The organism is Catenulispora rubra (genome assembly GCF_015356825.1).
GTDB lineage: Bacteria > Actinomycetota > Actinomycetes > Streptomycetales > Catenulisporaceae > Catenulispora > Catenulispora rubra.
The window spans coordinates 14,776-34,441 of sequence record NZ_JAACYW010000103.1 but is presented as its reverse complement, the minus strand read 5'-3'; the positions used below and the strand labels follow the sequence as shown (position 1 = coordinate 34,441).

The window sequence follows — 19,666 nt, the reverse complement described above, 5'->3', positions numbered from 1 at the left end:
CTCGCTCTCCTGTCCCTCGTTCACAGCCGCCCGACCTCGGCTTCCAGCCGGTCCAGCGCCGAAGCCAATCCCACCAGCCCCGCGTCGTCCGCGGGCACCACCCCCGCCAGCACCGCCAGCGTCGCCCCCGCCTCGGCCCCGCCGCGCGCCGCGATCGCCGCCGCGATGTCGCCGACCGGGGCCGCGCGCGGCAGCCCCAGCCGCGCGGCCAGCCGCGAGCGCGTCGCCTCGCGCAGCGCGCCGGCCGCACGGTCGGTCACCTTGCCACGTTCGTACAGCCGCGCGCGGCCCTCGACCGTCTCGGCCGCCCGCACCGCCACCGGCATCCGCTCGGCGACCACCGGCCCCAGCCGCCGCGCCTGCCACAGGGCCAGCAGCGCGATCGCCAGCACCATCGTCAGGGCGCCCCAGCGCCAGCCGGCCGGCAGCACCGCCGTGAAGCTCTTGTGTCCCGACTCCGTCGCGCCCGGGTCCGCGCCGTCCGGCAGGTACCACACGACCGTCGGGTGCTTGCCGAGCAGCCGCAGCGCCAGGGCCGCGTTGCCGTGGTCGGCGATCCGGTCGTTGCGGAACGGCGTGCGGCTGCCGACCAGCACCGTGTCGTCCGACGACGGCCCGGCCGTCGTGGCCAGCGCGTACCCGCCGGGCACCTGGTAGCACCCGCTCGTCAGGCCGCTGAACACCTCGCCGTCGCCGATGTCGGCGTTCCCGGCGGCCTTCGCGTCGGCGTCCGGACAGGCCGGATCGACCAGCTGCGAGCCCTCGGGCGGCGCGTCCACCCGCGCCGTCTGCGTGGTCAGCAGCCGCGCCGACTCCGGATCCGGCTGCACGACCACCAGCCGCGCCACCGGCGTCGAGGCCAGCGTGTCGATCTGGAGCAGGGTCAGCAGTCCCGGATCGGTGACGAGCAGCGTCGCGTCGCCCTGCGCCCCCTGGACCGCGGCCAGCGCGTCGGCGGTGGTCCGGGCCGGAGTGACCGTGACGCCGCGGTCGCGCAGCAGCGCGGCCAACGCACGGCCGCCGTCGGGGGACGCGGAGTCCGGATCGAGCGTCCCGCCGCCGTTGCCGCCGATGGCGATCGCCGTGACCAGGGCCCCGAGCAGCAGAACGGCGAGCGCGGCCACCGGCCAGCGCCACGCCCGCAGCGTCGTCATCGCGGCTCCGAGGGGTCCCGGCGGCCGGCCGGGGTCTCAGAGAGCTGCGGCAGGTCGCCGACCATGGGTGCCCCGGACGCGCTGCCGACGCGCACCCGCGCCGCCGCGACCGCGTCGTCGACGGCCATCAGCCGCCGGTAGTCCTCGGGCCCCGCGGCGCTCTCGCCGTACCAGATGTCGTCGAAGACCCGTGCCGCGGCGAGCAGCGCCGGGGCCTGGTCCGGCAGCAGCGCGCCGGCCTCGCGTGCCGCCACGTCGGCGGTCCGCCCCGGCCTCGGGTCCAGGACCGCTCGCTCCTCCAGCGCGGCGATGACCGCACGCAGCCGGGCCCGGACGGCCTCGGCCCAGCGTCCGCCGGCCGCGTGCTCCTCGGCCGTGCGCCGGTAGCCGGCCGCGTCCATCGGGGCCGCCTCGTCGAACAGCGCCTGGTCGGCCGTGACCCGCCGCCGCATCGGTCCGTAGCGCCGCCGGATCACCACCACGGCCACCACCAGCAGCACCAGGACGGCCAGCACGGCGCTCCAGCCCCCGCTTCCGCCGCCCGAGCTGCTGCCGAAGGCCTTGTCCCACAGGGTGCTGATCTCGTGGCCGAGCCAGTCCAGAGCGCGCTTCGTGAGCGAGGGCCGGGCGTGCGCGTAGACCGGTTTGGCCAGCTCGTCGGCGGCCGCGCGGCGTGCCTCGTCGCGGCCGACAGTGATCGGTACGCCGGGCGGTGGCGTGACCGGGGCCCCCGGATCGGTCACGCGGCCGGGCCGTTCCCCGGCTCCGGGCCGCCGCCGGGCGCCGCGCCGAGTGCCGAACCGACCGCCGCACCGGCCATCGTGGCCGCGCCGGAAGCCGCAGCCGCAGCCGCCGTGCCAGCCGCGCCAGCCGCGCCCGCCGAACCGTCCCGCCGTGCCCGCGCACTCATCGCCAGCTGAATGTCCAACCCCTCGCGCCGCATCCGTCGGTCCACATACTGCAGCGCCATCACCGACGCGGCGAACGGCGACACCACCGTCTGGATCCCCGCCGAGAACAACGCCCCGACGAACACGTACACCAGCGAGACATGGTGCCCGGAGTACGTCCCGTCCCCGTTGTCGCTCACCGGGCTCAGGTTCGAGCCCACGACCACCTGCTGCACCACCGAGAGCACCACGGCGACCATCTCGGACACCAGCAGCCCCAGCAACGAGACCCCCAGCACCCGCCACCAGCCGCCCTTGACCAGCGTCGAGGACCGCTTCAGCGCCCGCCGCACCGGCTGGTCCTCCAGGACCAGCGCGGCCGCGGCCAGCGACCACGCGACCCACCGGTTGACCGCCAGCGCCGCCGCGCCGCCGAGCCCGAGCAGCAGCACCAGGGCCGCGGCCGGGCTCCCGGCGGCCGCCAGCAGCAGGCCGGGGAGCATCCCCAGGGCCAGCACCCCGAACAGGACGACGAAGATCACCAGCGAGAGCCCGAGCAGCCGGGGCAGCCGCGGCCGGGTCTGCGCCCAGACCTCGGCCAGCGTCACCGGCCGGCCCAGCACGGCCCGCGCCACCGCGCTGGTCAGCAGCCCGACCAGCAGCGAGACGACCAGCGCGTTCAGCAGCACGCCGGGCCGCAGCAGCGCCAGGTCGTTGATCCCGGTGCCGCTGCCCAGCGTGGTGTTGCCGTTGACCAGTCCGGCCAGGAAGTGCAGATAGAGGTAGTCCAGCGGGATCGCCACCGCCTGGCCCAGCGCGACCACCAGGGCCGACAGCCCGAGCATGACGCCGGGATAGGAGCGCATGGCGGTCACCGCGCCGTCGAGGATTTCCCCTGCTTGCAAAGGACGCAGGGGGACGACTCCCCGGCCGAGACCGGCCGGCGTGTACGCCGCGCCAGGGTCGCCGACAGGCGCGTTCGCTCCGGTGAGATGGCTCATGGGCTGCCTGGACGCTTCTTCCTCGGGCGGGGACCGGCTCGTCGCCGGGAGTGTGCACCCCAGCATGCAGGCAGCTCCGAGGACGGCGCCACCCCCGCACCAACACCGGCGATCCTTCCCAGTGGCACCGGGGATTCACCAAAAGCAGAAAGTAATGCGACGATAGTCCGCATGAAAGGTCGTGTCCTCATCGTCGACGATGACATAGCCCTGTCCGAGATGCTGGGCATAGCCCTGCGCGGCGAGGGCTTCGAGACCACGTCCGTCGCCGACGGTGACCGGGCTCTGCAGGTCTTCCGTGATTTCAAGCCGGACCTGGTCCTGCTTGACCTGATGTTGCCCGGACGCGACGGAATCGACGTGTGCCGCCTGATCCGCGGCGAGTCCGGGGTCCCGATCATCATGCTCACCGCCAAGAGCGACACGGTCGACGTGGTGGTCGGCCTGGAGTCCGGGGCCGACGACTACGTGATCAAGCCGTTCAAGGTCAAGGAGCTGGTGGCCCGGGTGCGCGCGCGGCTGCGCCGCGCCGACGAGCCCAAGCCCGAGACCCTGGCCATCGGCGACCTGTCGATCGACGTGGCCGGCCACTCGGTCAAGCGCGACGGCCGGCAGATCCCGCTCACGCCGCTGGAGTTCGACCTGCTGGTCGCGCTGGCCCGCAAGCCCTGGCAGGTGTTCACCCGCGAGGTGCTGCTGGAGCAGGTCTGGGGCTACCGGCACGCCGCGGACACCCGGCTGGTGAACGTGCACGTCCAGCGGCTGCGCAGCAAGATCGAGGTCGACCCGGAGAACCCGGAGATCGTGGTCACCGTGCGCGGAGTGGGTTACAAAGCCGGTCCGGCTTAACGGCGCGGGGAAGTAGATGCGGGTCTCGAAGTTCACCGGCGGTGCCCGGCGTTTCGGCCGCGCCGTCCTGGAACTGCCCGGGACCTGGCGCGGCTCGCTGCAGTTGCGCGTGGTGTCGCTCACCCTGGTGCTGTCGATCGTCATCGCCTTCGTGCTGGGCTGGATGCTGAACAACAAGATCCGCGACGGCCTGGTGCAGGCCAAGGAGAGCTCGTCGCTGGCCATGGCCAGCAGCGGCTTCAGCGAGGTCGGCGCCTCGATCACGGCCGCCGCCGAGACCATCCGGCAGAGCAATCCGAACGGCTCCGTCGGTCCCAACGGTCCCAACGGACCCAACGGCCAGCAGTTCGCCGCCTGGGTCAACAGCCTGGACGCCATGGTCCGGAACCTGTGCAGCGGCGCCAACAGCGACACCTACCAGGTGATGCTGATGTCGTCGGTCCCCAATTTCCCGGTCGCCGGGTACACCTGCGGCGGGATCCAGCACCAGAGCATCCAGCAGGCGCTCAAGGACAGACTGCAGGTCTACGGCTCCCCGGACGGCTTCCAGGTCCAGTACCAGACCACCGATCTGGAGTACGGCCCGCAGACGGCCGGCGGCGGGATCGTCGACGTCACGGCCACGCCCGGCGACGCGACCCCCGGCGCCGTGGTGTCCGGCCACAAGACCCCGGGCCTGCTGTACGGCGCGGCGTTCCAGCTGGGCGAGCTGGGGAAGGTCCAGCTGTACTACGCCTTCCCGTTCACCACCGAGAGCGACGCGCTCAACTTCGACAACGAGATGATCGCGATCGCCGGCGCGGTGCTGGTCCTGGCCCTGGCCGGGGTCGCATGGTTCGTCACGCGGCTGGTGGTGACCCCGGTCCGGCAGGCCGCCGGGATCGCCGAACGGCTCGCCGACGGCAAGTTCGACGAGCGGATGCGGGTGCGCGGCGAGGACGACCTGGCCCGGCTGGCCACCTCCTTCAACACCATGGCCGGCAACCTGCAGCGGCAGATCCGCAAGCTGGAGGAGCTCTCGCGGGTCCAGCGCCGGTTCGTCTCCGACGTCTCGCACGAGCTGCGCACGCCGCTGACCACGGTCCGGATGGCCGCCGACGTCCTGCACGACGCCCGCGACGACTTCTCCGGCCCGACCGCGCGCTCGGCCGAGCTGCTGCAGACCCAGCTGGACCGGTTCGAGGAACTGCTCGCCGACCTGCTGGAGATCAGCCGGTTCGACGCCGGGGCCGCGGTGCTGGACGCCGAGCCGGTGGACCTGCGCCAGCTGGCGCGCCGGGTGGTCGACAGCAGCCAGGTGCTCGCCGAGCGCAAGGGCTCGGACGTCCGGATCGTGGCGCCGGACCGGCCCTGCGTGGCCGAGATCGACCCGCGGCGCATCGAGCGGATCCTGCGCAACCTGGTGGTCAACGCCATCGAGCACAGCGAGGGCCGGCCGGTGCTGGTCAAGGTCGCGGCCTCCGCCGAGGCGGTCGCGGTCGCGGTGCGCGACTACGGCGTGGGCCTGAAGCCCGGCGAGTCCTCGCTGGTGTTCGGGCGCTTCTGGCGTGCCGACCCGGCGCGGGCCCGGACCACCGGCGGCACCGGCCTGGGCCTGGCGATCTCGCTGGAGGACGCGCACCTGCACCACGGCTGGCTGCAGGCCTGGGGCGAACCCGGCGGCGGCTCGCAGTTCCGGCTGACGCTGCCCTGTACCGCCGGCATGGAGCTGGTCCGCTCGCCGATCCCGCTGGAGCCGGACGACTCGAGGCACCACAAGCGCCAGGCCGAGGCCGCGCGGCTGGCCGCCGAGGGCGCGGCGACCGCGCCGCCGCGGCACACCGGCGGGCCGGACCTGACCGGGCTCACCGGCCGCGGTGGCGACCGGGTGGCGGAGCGCTGATGACTCCCGCGACGCCGCCGTCTACCTCGCGACCGTCTGCCCCGCGACGGCCCGCCACGCCGCCGTCCGCCACGCGACCGGGAGACGTCATGGACCGCCGGACCCCGCAGACCCCGGCCTCGTGGCCGGGCGAGCCGACGGAGCCCGACCCGGTCGCGGCGAACCGGACCTTCCGATGGGCCGCCGCGCTCATCGCCCTGGTCACCCTCGCGGGCGCCGCGGCCTGCGCCGGGCCGCCCTCCAAGGGCGACGTCCGCAGCGCCCCGCTGAACCAGAGCCGCAACAACGTGGTCATCCTGGCCAACGAACCCACGCCGACGATGTCGCCGGCGTTGCTGGTGTCCAGCTTCCTGCAGTCGCTGACCGGCGACCAGGAGGACCCGAGCTTCAGCGTGGCCCAGGAGTTCCTGACCCCCGAGGCCCGCGGCAAGTGGATCCCGGCCGGCTCCACCTGGACCACCACGACCAAGATCGTGAAGTACGACGACCCGGTCCTGGACGCCCAGCAGACCGCGAACCACCCCGCGCACAAGGCCGAGGGCGCCGCGGCCGCCACCGCACCGAAGGCCGCCACGCCCACGCCGGTCGGTGCGGAGCAGACGATCAGCGTGAGCGGCGCCCAGGTGGCCCAGATCGACACGTACGGCTTCTTCCAGTACCAGACCGGGCCGGTCATCCAGCAGTTCACGCTGAAGTACCTGGGCACGTCGGTCGGGTGGCGGATCACCACGCCCCCGGACTTCCGGATGATCCTTCCGGAGTCGTTCAAGCGCGCCTACCAGACGTACCAGTCCCCGCTGGCGGTCTACCTGCCCTCGCGCGGCGCCGTGGCCCCGGTGATGGACCAGGTCTACCTGACCCAGGACTCCGGCAAGGTCGACTACACCTACGACGCGCTGGCCCGCGCCGTGCTGCACGGCCGGCTCGGCTCGCAGGTCACCGGGCTGACGCTGGCCGGTCCGGTGACCGTGGACGCCAACGGCCTGGCCCGGGTGACCCTGAAACCCCCGCCGGCCGGCCGGGCGGACCTCGTCAGCGACGTGCAGCTGGCGCTGACCAGGACCTTCCGGGACGCCTCGGAGAACCAGCAGCTGCTCTCCTCGACGGCGCTGAGCCAGGTGCTCGTCGACTACGCCGGCTGCACTTCGTGCCGAACGAACAGCGTCGCCCCGGACGGCTCGGTGCCGCCGCCGGTGTACTGGGTGTGTCCGCAGTCGCAGGGCGACTCGAACGCCGCGATCGTCGACCGGCCGCAGCTGTCGGGGGTCGCCGAGGCACCCGCCGTCTGCCCGCCGAACGGTGCGAAGGTCTCGTCCCTGGTCCACTTGACCGGCATCCAGCTGGAGAAGGACACGCCGATCGCGGTGAAGCAGCTCGCCGACTCCTCCGACGGCAAGGCGCCGCAGGCCACGACCTTCGTGGCCGCGGTCGAGCACGACGGCGCGGTGGTCGTCGTCGACGACAAGAACAACGACCAGCAGGTCTGGTACCACGCGAAGTCCGCCGCGAAGGGTGTGACCGACCTGGAGTGGGATCCGACGGACGGCTCGCTGTGGGTGGTCGACAACAAGAACCTGTACCGGGTGCAGGACCCCGGGGACCCGGGGTCGGGCACCGGCACGCCCCAGCAGATCCTGATGCCCGACCAGCAGGTGGCCCGGTTCAAGCCCTCGCCGGACGGTTTGCGCGCGGTCGTGGTGAGCGGGCCGAACACCACCGACGCCACCGGCGCGGCCGGTCCGCAGAAGGCCACGATGGTGTTCATCACCCGCGCCGGCGGCGGCGTCTCCCTGACCGGCCCCGACGGGACGGCCTCCGGGCAGTTCTCGCTGCTCCAGGCCCTCACGCCGACCGGGGACCAGGCGCAGGGCGGCCTGCAGAGCGTCACCGACGCCGCCTGGGCCGACGGCCGCACCGTGGTGCTGCTGGGGTTGCAGCAGGCCGGGTCGAGCACGCCGAAGCTCTACAAGGTGTACCTGGACGGTTCGCAGGACTCGACGATCAGCGCCCCCGAGGACGCCCAGACCGCCGCCAGGCACATCGCCGCGGTGACCGGCGCGGTCGGCGCGCATGCCTCGATGTGGACGTTCAGCGACGCCCCCGGACCCACGGATCCGAACACCACGTACTCGTACTTCAAGCGCAGCGGCGGTGCGGACAGCTTCCAGGAGTCGGGCTGGAGCCCGGTTGTGGCGACGGCGACGGCCGGCTGAGGCACGACGGTCGGCTGGGCCACGGCGGCTGAGGCACGACGACTGACTGAGGCACGACAGGGGACTGACCGCCGAAGCGGGTCGAGCCGGCTGGCGCGGGTAGTCGGACATAGCGGATAATTCCGCCACGTTCCGACCGTATCCGACCACGTTCGACCACAGCGCGACCCGGGGGTCCGATGCCGCTAGTCCGCCCGCTCTGGGCCGCCCTGCTCGATCTGGCCGCCGAGCGCGACTGCGGCGGCTGCGGGCGTCCGCAGCCCTCCGGGGAGCCGCTGTGCCCCGCGTGCGACGGCCTGCTGGCCGAGGGCGGGCCGTGGCGCACGCTGGCGGCCGTGCCCGGCACCCCGCGCACCCACGCGGTGGCCCGCTACGAGGACCCGGTTCGGACGATGCTCATCGGGTACAAGGAGCGCGGCCGTACCGATCTGCGGCGCGCGCTGGGCCGGGCGCTCGCGCGGGCCGTCGCGCAGACGCTCGACACGCTGCCTGACACGGCGCTCGACGCGGTATTCGACACGGCAGGTGCCGCGGGCTGCGCGTCGGTCGCGCTGGTTCCCATGCCCTCGCGACGCAAAGCCGTCCGCGACCGCGGCCAGGACACCACCGCGCGCCTGGCCAGGACCGCGGCGCGGGCCCTGCGCGAGGTCGGGCTGCCGGTCCGCGCCGTGCCCGCGCTGAGGCACGCCCGCGCCGTCGAGGACCAGGCGGGGCTGTCCCGTGAGCAGCGTCAGACGAACCTGGCGGGGGCGTTGCGGGCCCGTCGCGCGGCGGCGGTCGCCACGTCCAGTGTGGTGCTCGTCGACGACATCAGCACCAGCGGCGCCAGCCTCGCGGAGGCGTCCCGCGCGCTGCGGGAGGCCGGCGTGCCGGTCCTCGGCGCGGCTACCATCGCCGCCGCGCGGGTCCGCTCCTGAGCGTGCCTGACTACCGTCTCACGGGGTGAACTGCCGAGGAATCGGCACGAAACCGCACACAAACCCCGGTCGAACACCGTTCCGATCACTCGAACGGTCCAACGCCCGCTCTGGCCCCTTCCGCCGAGCGCGATCCGGGGCTAGTTTTCAGCCATAGGCACCAGTGCACGAGACAGTGAGCAGGCACGATGCGCATGCACACGCACATAATCAGCCACCTCTAGCAGGTGGCCGGCCGTTTTCCGAAGGCCGTTCCCCTTCCGGACCCCTCGCGTCGCAGCCGTACCCCCGGCGACTCCCGCTGGAACCCATATCGGCTGTGACTTCCTCCACTCAGGAAACCGGGCACCAAGGGCACCCGGCGTACGTTGGAAGTCAATACAAGAGCAGTCCCCGATCACTTCGCGGAGGCGCCGCTGGATTCACACTCATCCGACGCCGAAGCCGGAGCCGTGAGCCCGGCACAGATCTGAACGCGAGATTGGAGAACGCGCGTGGACATCGTCGTCAAGAGCCGCCACCACGAGGTGACCGACAGGTTCCGTCGGCACGTCATGGAGAAGCTGGCCAAGGTGGAGGAGATGGATGGCAAGGCCATCAGCCTCACCGTCGTCCTCGGCGAGGAGAAGAACCCCCGCCAGGCCGAGAGCAAGGACCGGATCGAGCTGACGCTGGACTGCCCCCGAGCCCCGGTCATCCGGGCCGAGGCGTGCGCCGGCGACCCGTATTCGGCGCTCGACATGGCCGCGGCAAAGCTTCAGGCGCAGCTCCGCAGGGCCAAGGATCGCAAGAAGATCCACCGCAACCGCAAGGCGATCGCGGACTCCATTAAGCACCTCCCGCCGATGGCGGACCTGCCGCCGGGCACGGAACCGTTGCTGACGGCAGACGGCGCGGTCAGCGACCACCCCGAGGTGGACCTCCAGCCCTACGGCATCCCCGGCCCCACGCACGACGACGGTCCCATGGTGGTCCGCGAGAAGACGCACACCGCGGCCCCGATGACGCTCGACCAGGCGCTGTACGAGATGGAACTCGTCGGCCACGACTTCTACCTCTACGTGGACAAGGACTCCGGTCTGCCGGCGGTCGTGTACCGGCGCCGCGCGTACGACTACGGAGTGATCCGTCTGGAGCCCGGGGAGGAGCTGGCGGAGCCGATGATCAACGGTTCGTCGCCCTCTGACCGGATGGCCAGTTCCCGCCATTGAGGCCCTCCGAACACGGCTGACGCGCATCCGACAGAGCTCTGATCTCAAAGGACTCCTTCGCGGGGCCGGGCGCACTCGGCTCCGTGAAGGGGGTGGGTTCAACGATCACCCAGATGGGTAATGTCACTTGTTCGTCTGAGGTGTCATCATGGAGCTGTGTCGGAAGCCATAAGAGTCCTCATAGCCGACGACCACACGTTGCTGCGCCGAGGCCTCGCCGTCGTCCTGGACACCGAGGACGACATCGAGGTGGTCGGCGAGGCGTCGAACGGCGCGGAAGCGCTGCACAAGGCTGAGGAACTCGCCCCGGACGTGGTGATCCTGGACGTCCGCATGCCCGACACCGACGGTCTGACGGCGTGCGCGGCGATCAAACGCTCGGTCCCGGACGCCAAGGTCATCATGCTGACCTCCAGCGACGAGGAGTCCGACCTCTACGAGGCGGTGAAGTCCGGGGCCTCGGGCTACCTGCTCAAAAGCGTGCTGCCGCACACCATCCCGGACGCGCTGCGCGCCGTCCAGCGCGGCGAGTCGCAGGTCAGCCCCTCGATGGCGGCCAAGCTGATGACCGGGTTCGCGGCCCTGGCGCGCGGCGCGGACGCCGCCCCCGCGGCCGATCCGGTCGCCCCGGCGCCCAAGCTCACCGACCGCGAGATGGAAGTCCTGAAGCTGGTGGCCACCGGGCGCAACAACCGGGAGATCGCCAAGGAGTTGTTCATCACCGAGAACACGGTGAAGAACCACGTCCGCAACATCCTTGAAAAGCTGAACCTGCACTCGCGCATGGAAGCCGTGGTCTACGCCGTGCGGGAGAAACTGCTGGAGATCACCTAGCGTTCGCAGCTTGACATCGCAAGACGCCACCCGCGTAGGTTCGTGACCATGGACATATCCGTGACGTTGAGAGACGCCGCGGACGGCGGGGTGATAGCGCGCACGACGGTGCCGTCGGAGAACCTTCCCCCGGCGTTCGACGGCACGCAGATGCTGGAAGCCGCGGGCCAGGTCTGGCGGGTGGTCCGCGCCGAGCCGGCCTTCCGCGAGGAGTACGAGCTGATCGGCGGCCTGGAGCTGACCCTGCGCCGGGTCGAGCAGGAGCCGCGGGTCGAGATGCTGCCGGCCCGCGACATCCACTTCAGCATGTCGAGTATCAGCGACCGCCTCCCGGACATCGCCGGACCGCTCGACGGCCGCACGGTGCTGCTGGTGAAGGACGACCTGTGGCGCGACGTGGAACTGGTCGGCCCGTCCGGCGCGACCGCGATCGAGGAGAACCTGCTGGCCATCCGCCGCATCCAGGACGAGTTCCGCTCCGGCCCCGGCTTCACCGAGATCCACCTCCGCACCACCCCCGCCGAGCCACTGGCCGGCGTCACACTCACGGTCGAGGACCTGGCCGCCGGGCTGGGCACCACCACGCACTTCGTCCGCCCGGTCGCGATCGAGGGCCGAGGCGTGGTGCACGGCGGCTACGCGCTGACCGTCGCAGACGGCGTGCACGTCTACGGCCAGGTCGACACGGCGAGCCGGGTGACGGTGGCGGGCGTGCACCGCACCGGCATCGCGGGCGCGGAGGTCGCCGGCGCCTTCGGCGGACTGCTGCGCGAGCGCGGGCTGGAACTGGTCGACTGGCGCGGCGGGCTGCGGACCGACGACGCCGAGATCCTGGCCGGCTGGTTCGGGGCACCGCCGCAGCCGCTGTGGCGGTAGGGGTGCCCCGGGGCTGCGCGATCGCAGACCCTTGATGCCTCAGTTCAGCCGAGCACAATCGCCGGAGTTTTCATCGCGAGCTGATTGCTTGCCGATGCGGCGCCGCACCAAGCGCTCATTGCCGCTGGTGGTCTGGATCGTGCTCGCGAGCCGACCGATCCCGCCTCGCCGCCGCCCTCAGCCCAGCGCCGCCCGCAAAGCCCCCGCCGCATTCGCCGGCGTCACCTGCTCCACCGCCACCGCGTCGCACCCGACCCACCCGGCCGCCTCCCGCAGTGCGTCCGCCATCGGCTGCACCGCGCCGGCCGTGTCCAGCGACACCTTCCGCGCGACCAGCGTCTTGCCCTCGCGCTTGGGGTCCACGCGGCCGAGGAGCTTGCCGCCGGCCAGGAGCGGCATCGCGAAGTAGCCGTGCACCCGCTTCGCGGCCGGGGTGTAGGCCTCTATCCGGTGCACCATGCCGAAGATCCGCTCCATCCGGTCCCGCTCCCAGATCAGCGAGTCGAAGGGGGACAGCAGTGTCGTGCGGTGCCGGCCGCGCGGGCCGCCGGCGGCCAGCAGGTCCAGGGCCGCCGGGTCGGCCCAGGCCGGCTGGGCCCAGCCGTGCACGCTCACCGGCACCAGGCCGGTCTGGTCCATCAGGGGCTTGGCATCAGGGATCTTCAAGCGGTAGTAGTCCGCGATGTCCCCTATCGTGCCGACGCCCAGCCGCCGCCCGGCCTGCGCCAGCAGCCGGACGTGCGACTCCTCGCGGGTCGGCTCCGGGGTGTCCAGCACGGCCTTCGGCAGCGCCCGCTCCGGCAGGTCGTAGACCCGCCGCCAGCCGCGCCGCTCCACGCACACCACGTCCCCGGTCGCCAGCAGCTTCTCGACCGCGACCTTGGTCTCCGACCAGTCCCACCACTCGGCGCTCTTGCGCGCCCCGCCGAAATCCGAGGTCATGCACGGCCCCTCGTCCCGCAGCTTGCCCAGCACCAGCGCCTCGGCCTCGTCGGAGGTCGGCAGGCTCCAGCCGCCGCTGGCCCGGTCCCGGTAGTTCGCGCGGCGGTAGGCGAACGTCGGCCACTCCTCGACCGGCAGGATGCAGGCGGCGTGCGCCCAGTACTCGAAGGTCGAGGCCCCGTGCGGCTCGTGGTTCCAGTACGCCTTCTCGATCCCCTCGCGCCCGACCGCGCCGAGTCGCGCGTACGGCACCAGCTCATGCGAGCGTGCCAGCACGCTGATGGTGTCCAGCTGCACCGCTCCGAGATCGCGCAGCACGCCTGCCGCGCCGGCCCGCCGGTCCGGCACGCCGATCAGCCCCTGCGCGTGCAGGGCCAGGCGGCGGGCCTCGGCGGCGGACAGTTCGGTGCGCGGTGCTGGTACGGATGTCACATCCGTCACGCTAGCCGCCGGCACCGACAGCTTTACTCCTACCGCAGCTCTCCGGGCAGGATGTCGGCCAGCCACATGTCCCGCACCGCCCCGTTGTGCGTGTGCGAGGAGCGCTGCCGTCCCACGATCGTGAAGCCGACCTTCTCGATCACCCTGCGTGAGGGCGTGTTGCCGTCGAAGGCCTGCCAGACGACACGCCCGAGCCCGACGTCCTCGAACGCCCAGCGCACGACCTCGCGGACGGCCTCCGTGATGTACCCGCGCCCGCGCGTGTCCGGATTGGCCCAGTACCCGACCTCCGCCGTCCGCACCCCGCGGCCCGCGACCAACGTGGAGATCCCGGCGAGCCCGACCGATCCGGCGATCTGCCCGGTGTCCTTCACGAACGCCCCGAACGTCGCCTCGTCCCCGGATCGGAACCCTTTCGGGGTGTGTTCCCGCACGAACCACTGCGCGTCTTTCATCTGATAGGGCGACGGCACGGTGGTCCACCGCTGGACCTCCGGATCCTGGCAGATCGCGAAGATCGCCGGGATGTCGTCCTCGCGCCACGGCCGCAGCACCAGCCGCCGGGTCACCAAAGGGCCCTGGGGCAGCGGCGGAGCGCCCAGCAACCGGTCCGGTACGGGAACCGGTTCGAGGCGCTCGTGCGTTTGCCGTATGTCCATCGCTCCACCGTAGGCGAGCCGGATCGGCGGTCTCCAGGGAATATGCCGATGATCATTACGCCGCGCTCTTCCCTTGGAGCGCGACCCGTCGCATAACATGTTGGAAAAGGCGGGGCACATACCTGCCTGCCCGAGCCCGTAATGAGGAGTTGTCTGCCGTGGCGCGTCTGATGGACAGGGTCTTGCGGGCCGGCGAGGGGAAGATCCTGCGCCGCCTGGAGGCCATCGCCGACCTCGTCGAGGAGATCGAGGACGATTACGTCCAGATGAGCGACGCCGACCTGCGTGCTCAGACCGACGAGTTCCGGGCCCGCCTGGAGGACGGCGAGACGCTCGACGACCTGATGCCCGAGGCCTTCGCGGTGGTCCGCGAGGCGGCCAAGCGCACCCTCGGCCAGCGGCACTACAAGGTGCAGCTGATGGGCGGGGCCGCCCTGCACCTGGGCAACATCGCCGAGATGCGCACCGGCGAGGGCAAGACCCTGGTCGGCACCCTGCCGGCGTACCTCAACGCGCTGGCCGGCGAGGGCGTGCACATCGTCACCACCAACGACTACCTGGCCGAGCGCGACTCGTCCTGGATGGGCCGGGTGCACCGGTTCCTGGGCCTGCAGGTCGGCGTGATCCTGGCGAACATGACCCCGGCCGAGCGCCGCGAGCAGTACAACTGCGACATCACCTACGGCACCAACAACGAGTTCGGGTTCGACTACCTGCGCGACAACATGGCGTGGTCGCGCGACGAGATGGTGCAGCGCGGCCACTTCTTCGCCTGCGTCGACGAGGTCGACTCGATCCTCATCGACGAGGCCCGGACCCCGCTGATCATCTCCGGTCCCGCGGACCAGGCCACCAAGTGGTACACCGACTTCTCCAAGATCGTCGACCGGCTGGCCCCGGACGTCGACTACGAGGTCGACGAGAAGAAGCGCACCGTCGGCATCCTGGAGCGCGGCGTGGAGCGGGTCGAGGACCTGCTCGGCATCGACAACCTCTACGAGTCCGTGAACACCCCCCTGGTCGGCTACCTGAACAACGCCATCAAGGCCAAGGAGCTGTTCAAGAAGGACAAGGACTACGTCGTGATGAACGGCGAAGTCATGATCGTCGACGAGCACACCGGCCGCATCCTGGCCGGCCGCCGCTACAACGAGGGCATGCACCAGGCCATCGAGGCCAAGGAGAACGTCGAGATCAAGGACGAGAACCAGACGCTCGCCACGATCACGCTGCAGAACTACTTCCGGCTGTACGGCAAGCTCGCCGGCATGACCGGTACCGCGATGACCGAGGCCGCGGAGTTCCAGCAGATCTACAAGCTGGGCGTGGTGCCGATCCCGACGAACCGGCCGCTGGTCCGTATGGACCAGCAGGACCTGATCTACGTCTCGGAGGAGGCGAAGTTCGAGGCGGTCGTCGAGGACATCGCCGAGCGCAGCGCCCTCGGCCAGCCGATCCTGGTCGGCACCACCTCGGTGGAGAAGTCCGAGCGCCTGTCGCAGATGCTGCGCAAGCGCGGCGTCCCGCACGAGGTCCTGAACGCGAAGTACCACGACCGGGAGGCGGCGATCGTCGCCCAGGCCGGCCGCAAGGGCGCGGTCACGGTGGCCACCAACATGGCCGGCCGAGGCACCGACATCCAGCTCGGCGGCAACCCCGAGGACCTGGCGAACGCCGAGCTCCAGCAGCGCGGCCTGGACCCGGAGCTGACCCAGGAGGAGTGGGTCACGGCGCTGCCGGACGCGCTGGAGAAGGCCAAGCGCAAGGTGAAGGCCGAGCACGACGAGGTCCAGGACCTCGGCGGCCTGTACGTGCTGGGCACCGAGCGCCACGAGTCCCGCCGCATCGACAACCAGCTGCGCGGTCGCGCCGGCCGCCAGGGCGACCCCGGCGAGACCCGGTTCTACCTCTCGCTGGGCGACGACCTGATGCGCATGTTCAAGGCCGGCATGGTCGAGCGCGTGCTGGCGATGGCGAACGTGCCGAAGGACGTGCCGATCGAGCACAAGATGGTCACCCGCGCGATCGCCAGCGCCCAGACCCAGATCGAGCAGCAGAACTTCGAGATCCGCAAGAACGTCCTGAAGTACGACGAGGTCCTCAACCGCCAGCGCCTGGTGGTCTACGAAGAGCGCCGCAAGGTGCTGGACGGCGCGGACCTGGAGGACCAGGTCCGGCTGATGATGGACGACACCATCGCCGGCTACGTGGACGCCGCCACCTCCGAGGGCTACGCCGAGGAGTGGGACCTGGGCAAGCTGTGGACCGCGCTGGAGACCCTGTACCCGATCTCGGTGTCGGTCGAGGAGATCGAGGACGCCGCCGGCGGCCAGGACAAGGTCACCCGCGACGTCCTGGCCGAGGAGCTGACCGCCGACATCCGCAGCGGCTACGACGCCCGCGAGGCCCAGCTCGGCGAGCAGATCACCCGCGAGCTGGAGCGCCGCGTGGTGCTCTCGGTCCTGGACCGCAAGTGGCGCGAGCACCTGTACGAGATGGACTACCTGCAGGAGGGCATCGGCCTGCGCGCGATGGCCCAGCGCGACCCGCTGGTCGAGTACCAGCGTGAGGGCTACGCGATGTTCCAGGCGATGATGGACGCCATCAAGGAGGAGTCCGTCGGCTACCTGTTCAACCTCAAGGTCGAGGTCGAGGCGGTGAACCAGGACCCGGAGGCGCAGGCCCAGGCCGCCGCCACCGCGAACGCCCTGGCCGCCGGCCAGAACGGGGTCCAGGACGCCGTCCCGGGCACCCCGCACCTGCACGCCAAGGGCCTGGAGGCGCCCCGCCGCCCGGACCACCTGAGCTACACGGCCCCGACGGTCGACGGCGAGGGCGGCGTCCTGCAGCGCGAGGTCTCCTTCGCTGCGGAGTACCCCGACACCGACGCGGCCCCCGAGCCGGTCGAGGACGACACCCCGCGCCGCCGCTCCTCGGGCAAGCGTAAGAAGCGCTGAGGCGCCGGGGCGCTCGCAGCGTGGGAGCGCCCTGACACAGCTGGGCCGAACGGCTGACTTCCCGCGGGAAGCCAGCCGTTTCGCATGCCCCTGTGATCTGCTGGAGCCTCATTTCTCGGTACAGGGTTGGGCAAAGGGGAGGCGGTCTGACGTGACGCCGGTGCGGGTCGGGGTCGGCGCACGGTGGCGGCGCGATAACAGGCCAGACTTCCCAGGCGTCGCGGTGTGGGTGGACGCGGTGGCCGAGATCGAGATCGACGCCGAGGCTTTCGGCGAGGGGTCTGTCCGTCGCGAGGCGGTCGTGGAGCAGTCAGAGGACTGCGACCCGGTGCCGTGGGCGGTGGACGCCTGGTCGGCGGACTACGGCAAGGTGTGGCGGCCACTCGCCGGGAGCGGACGCGAGCCGCGTCCGGGGCTGTTGTTGTCGGTGGTGCGGGCCGGTGTGGTGGTGGCGTATCCGACACCGCTGCCGGATCCGCCGACTGGTGCGTTGGCGCGTGCGCTGGCCCGAGTCGAGCGTCCTGAGCGGCGCCCCGAGGTGCTGGCGGTGGATGTCGAACCGCTACCGCCGCCGCCTCGCCGGATGCCGTCGCAGAAGGCATATACCGAAGTCAGGGCCCTGGTGGGCATGCTGGTCGAGGTCCTGGCCGGCCGCCGCACCGCCACCCACGCGGCCCGCTGGACCGACGCCGAAGTCCGCGGCAAGCTCCGCACGCCTCGCTACGCCCGCACCACGACGCTCAAGTCAGTCCGGCTCTCCGAAAGCGGCGCCGGCGTCGAAGCGCTCGCGCTGCTCCGCGACGGCGCACGCACGCGTGCTGTGGCGCTGCGCTTCGACCGCGATGAGGAGTCCCGCTGGCGCTGTACCGCGCTTCAGGCCGGCTGACACCCAGCCAACCTGCCGCGCCCTAGCCTTTGGTCTGGTCAGCGCGCATTTCTGCTGCCGGTTGTGCCGCTCGCCGCAGCTCGGTTCTGCTGGCTTGCCCGCTACCCGACATGCCGCCGCACCGGCCCCCCGACAGCATCCTCATCCCCGATCCCGCCATCCTCGCGCGCGCCGTCCCCACTCCTCGTCGCCGGCGTCGCATGCCCCCGCGCCAGCTTCTCCGCCGACGCCACCCGGCGCCGGTCCAGCGGCAGCGAGAACTCCATCGCCAGCGCCGCGGCGGCCAGCCAGCCGACCTCGCCCCAGGAGCGGAACACCACTGAGCGCGGCTGCCAGCCGGGGCGGAACTTGGCGTTGAAGCGGTACAGGCTCTCCAGCATGATCCACGGGTCCAGCAGGTGGATGGCGCGGTACGCCGCGCTCTGCAGTGGCGTGCGGCGGCTGCCCGCGTCCATGATCGGACGGAAGGCGGCGAAGTTCAGCGAGATCTCGTCGATCCCGCGCTCGCGGGCCCAGTCCACCAGGTCCACGATCAGCCGCTCGTTCACGCCGTTCGGGCTCTGCGGGTCGCGCGGCATCACGTCCAGCGACAGCGCCGTGGGCCCGGAGGCCCGGTCGGCGCCGACCGGGTGGTAGCGCTGGAAGCCGACCGCGCGGCCGTCGGGGCCGTACGCCACGATCAGCAGCGCGTCGGGGTGCCGGGCCGAGGTGATGGCGTCCAGGTTCATCGCGAACCCGTGCTCGGCGTGCCCCTTCAGCCAGCGCTGGTGGATGCCGAGCAGCTGGTCGGCCTCCTCCCCGTCCAGCGCCGTCTCCCGCAGCACGCGCGTGGTGATCCCGGCCTTGTGCGTCCGGCGCACCGCCTGCCGCACGTTGCGGATCGACCGCCCCTCCAGCGAGAACCCGGCCACGTCCAGCATGACCTCGTCCCCGATCCCGATCGCGCGCCGCACCCCGTGCGCCTGCCACAGGGGCAGCAGCTCGTCACGTCCACCCACCACCGCGGGCCGCCACCCCCGGCGCCGGCACAGCGCCAGGAACTCGGCGATCGCGGCCTCCCGCGCGCCGGCCGCGCCGAACGGGTCGCCGCCCACGACCGCGGTGCCGAGGAACACCCGGTACCCGATCGCGGCCCGGCCGTCCGGGGAGAACACATAGGTCTTGTCGTGACGCAGCGCGAACGGCGCCAGCGTGTCCGAGTCCGGATGCTGCACCAGCCGCCGCACCCGGTCGCGCTCGGCGTCCGTCCCGGGCCGCGGGGCGCGGGCCGGCGCCAGCAGGCAGGTCAGCATCAGCAGCAGCGTCACCCCGCCGAGCAGCGACAGCCCGTGCAGGAACCACGACCGGCCCTCGATCGTCATCGGCCCGGAGTTCGCCGTCAGCCCGTCGAACAGCTCGCGCCCCAGCCCGACCGGGGTGAGCGACGAGCTCAGCCGGCCTCGCTGCAGGAAGATCCCGCCGCCGCCGACCACGACCGCGACGATGCCGAGCCCGAGAAGTATGTGGAGCGCCGTACGCAGCCGCGCGGTGTCGGGCACCGCGGTGAACCGGTGCCGCGCGCCCCACAGGGCCCACGCGAAGGCCGCCATCGGCAGCAGCCGCCAGGGCTGGTCCCAGGTGATCAGCGACATCACCGTCGACCACACCACTGCGGCAGAAGTCAGATAAAGGGCCATGAGACGCCGCACGTACAGACCGCGTCCCAAGAGCAGGAGCGCCAGGCCTATGTGCACCGCATGGCCGCCGGAGGGGACCGCGCCGACGATCACGATGACGGTTCTCGTGAGCCATGAGGGTGGACTGGAAGCGGCTGCGTAGGCGAACAATGACGCCGCCGCCGCGAGGACGAGTGCGGCGAAGGGCCACACCGTCAGCCGATCCTCAGGGACCGACGTCTCACTTCCATCCCGGTCAGCCATGGGCACTACCTCCCGCGACACACGAACAGCCCCCG

Annotated in this window: 15 protein-coding genes; 9 read left to right on the top strand and 6 right to left on the bottom strand. The window is 71.8% G+C overall.

Annotated elements, in window-relative coordinates; translation table 11 throughout:
- Positions 1-20: 20 nt before the first annotated feature.
- From GWK61_RS26110 to GWK61_RS26100, 3 genes are read right to left on the bottom strand one after another with little or no spacing between them, the layout of a single operon-like run.
- Positions 21-1,154, bottom strand: coding sequence for a DUF4350 domain-containing protein (locus GWK61_RS26110; RefSeq protein ID WP_194912164.1), 1,134 nt, complete (start codon positions 1,152-1,154; stop codon positions 21-23).
- Positions 1,151-1,897, bottom strand: a complete 747-nt coding sequence (locus GWK61_RS59775) for a DUF4129 domain-containing protein (protein WP_194912162.1) — start codon at positions 1,895-1,897, stop codon at positions 1,151-1,153. The genes GWK61_RS26110 and GWK61_RS59775 overlap by 4 nt, the downstream gene beginning before the upstream one ends.
- The gene (locus tag GWK61_RS26100) at positions 1,894-3,045 is read right to left on the bottom strand and encodes a DUF7847 domain-containing protein (protein WP_194912161.1); all 1,152 of its coding nucleotides are present in this window, start codon (positions 3,043-3,045) and stop codon (positions 1,894-1,896) included. The genes GWK61_RS59775 and GWK61_RS26100 overlap by 4 nt, the downstream gene beginning before the upstream one ends.
- A 171-nt stretch (positions 3,046-3,216) precedes the next feature.
- Between GWK61_RS26100 and mtrA the strand changes: the two genes are divergently transcribed.
- The 7 genes from mtrA to GWK61_RS26065 all read left to right on the top strand — a co-directional run bounded on the left by mtrA (position 3,217) and on the right by GWK61_RS26065 (position 11,827).
- Entirely contained in the window at positions 3,217-3,894 is a 678-nt protein-coding gene (mtrA, locus tag GWK61_RS26095; RefSeq protein ID WP_194894868.1) for an MtrAB system response regulator MtrA, read from the top strand.
- 16 nt (positions 3,895-3,910) lie between these two features.
- Positions 3,911-5,776, top strand: a complete 1,866-nt coding sequence (gene mtrB, locus GWK61_RS26090; protein ID WP_194912159.1) for an MtrAB system histidine kinase MtrB — start codon at positions 3,911-3,913, stop codon at positions 5,774-5,776.
- Between the two features lie 89 nt (positions 5,777-5,865).
- Complete coding sequence (locus tag GWK61_RS26085; RefSeq protein ID WP_194912157.1) at positions 5,866-7,989, top strand: LpqB family beta-propeller domain-containing protein; 2,124 nt, start codon at positions 5,866-5,868, stop codon at positions 7,987-7,989.
- A gap of 179 nt (positions 7,990-8,168) precedes the next feature.
- Complete coding sequence (locus GWK61_RS26080; protein ID WP_194912155.1) at positions 8,169-8,906, top strand: ComF family protein; 738 nt, start codon at positions 8,169-8,171, stop codon at positions 8,904-8,906.
- A 494-nt stretch (positions 8,907-9,400) separates the two neighbouring features.
- A complete protein-coding gene (hpf, locus tag GWK61_RS59770; protein WP_194912153.1) occupies positions 9,401-10,117 on the top strand; it encodes a ribosome hibernation-promoting factor, HPF/YfiA family in 717 nt (238 codons plus the stop codon).
- Positions 10,118-10,237: 120 nt separating this feature from the next.
- Positions 10,238-10,951 (top strand): response regulator, encoded by a 714-nt coding sequence (locus tag GWK61_RS26070; protein ID WP_267254350.1) that lies wholly within the window; start codon positions 10,238-10,240, stop codon positions 10,949-10,951.
- 48 nt (positions 10,952-10,999) lie between these two features.
- Entirely contained in the window at positions 11,000-11,827 is an 828-nt protein-coding gene (locus tag GWK61_RS26065) for a hypothetical protein (protein WP_194912149.1), read from the top strand.
- A gap of 177 nt (positions 11,828-12,004) precedes the next feature.
- On the opposite strand, the gene GWK61_RS26060 is transcribed toward GWK61_RS26065, so the two are convergent.
- Together GWK61_RS26060 and GWK61_RS26055 are read right to left on the bottom strand one after the other, a co-directional pair.
- Entirely contained in the window at positions 12,005-13,201 is a 1,197-nt protein-coding gene (locus GWK61_RS26060; RefSeq protein WP_323747756.1) for a winged helix-turn-helix domain-containing protein, read from the bottom strand.
- Between the two features lie 38 nt (positions 13,202-13,239).
- A complete protein-coding gene (locus GWK61_RS26055; RefSeq protein ID WP_194912148.1) occupies positions 13,240-13,869 on the bottom strand; it encodes a GNAT family N-acetyltransferase in 630 nt (209 codons plus the stop codon).
- Between the two features lie 170 nt (positions 13,870-14,039).
- On the opposite strand from GWK61_RS26055, the gene secA reads away from it, so the two are divergent.
- Together secA and GWK61_RS59765 are read left to right on the top strand one after the other, a co-directional pair.
- A complete protein-coding gene (gene secA / locus GWK61_RS26050) occupies positions 14,040-16,826 on the top strand; it encodes a preprotein translocase subunit SecA (protein ID WP_194912168.1) in 2,787 nt (928 codons plus the stop codon).
- 151 nt (positions 16,827-16,977) lie between these two features.
- Complete coding sequence (locus GWK61_RS59765; RefSeq protein ID WP_194912146.1) at positions 16,978-17,712, top strand: Rv3235 family protein; 735 nt, start codon at positions 16,978-16,980, stop codon at positions 17,710-17,712.
- A 101-nt stretch (positions 17,713-17,813) separates the two neighbouring features.
- On the opposite strand, the gene GWK61_RS26040 is transcribed toward GWK61_RS59765, so the two are convergent.
- Positions 17,814-19,631 carry a bifunctional lysylphosphatidylglycerol flippase/synthetase MprF gene (locus GWK61_RS26040; protein WP_194912144.1) on the bottom strand — a complete coding sequence of 606 codons (1,818 nt, stop codon included), beginning with the start codon at positions 19,629-19,631 and terminating at the stop codon, positions 17,814-17,816.
- Positions 19,632-19,666 lie beyond the last annotated feature (35 nt).

Bases quoted from the DNA above. Each gene is read 5' to 3' on its own strand.
- GWK61_RS26110 (WP_194912164.1), bottom strand. From the start codon at position 1,154: ATGACGACGCTGCGGGCGTGGCGCTGGCCGGTGGCCGCGCTCGCCGTT.
- GWK61_RS26100 (WP_194912161.1), bottom strand. From the start codon at position 3,045: ATGAGCCATCTCACCGGAGCGAACGCGCCTGTCGGCGACCCTGGCGCG.
- mtrA (WP_194894868.1), top strand. From the start codon at position 3,217: ATGAAAGGTCGTGTCCTCATCGTCGACGATGACATAGCCCTGTCCGAG.
- mtrB (WP_194912159.1), top strand. From the start codon at position 3,911: ATGCGGGTCTCGAAGTTCACCGGCGGTGCCCGGCGTTTCGGCCGCGCC.
- GWK61_RS26085 (WP_194912157.1), top strand. From the start codon at position 5,866: ATGGACCGCCGGACCCCGCAGACCCCGGCCTCGTGGCCGGGCGAGCCG.
- GWK61_RS26080 (WP_194912155.1), top strand. From the start codon at position 8,169: ATGCCGCTAGTCCGCCCGCTCTGGGCCGCCCTGCTCGATCTGGCCGCC.
- GWK61_RS26070 (WP_267254350.1), top strand. From the start codon at position 10,238: ATGTCACTTGTTCGTCTGAGGTGTCATCATGGAGCTGTGTCGGAAGCC.
- GWK61_RS26065 (WP_194912149.1), top strand. From the start codon at position 11,000: ATGGACATATCCGTGACGTTGAGAGACGCCGCGGACGGCGGGGTGATA.
- GWK61_RS26055 (WP_194912148.1), bottom strand. From the start codon at position 13,869: ATGGACATACGGCAAACGCACGAGCGCCTCGAACCGGTTCCCGTACCG.
- secA (WP_194912168.1), top strand. From the start codon at position 14,040: ATGGACAGGGTCTTGCGGGCCGGCGAGGGGAAGATCCTGCGCCGCCTG.
- GWK61_RS26040 (WP_194912144.1), bottom strand. From the start codon at position 19,631: ATGGCTGACCGGGATGGAAGTGAGACGTCGGTCCCTGAGGATCGGCTG.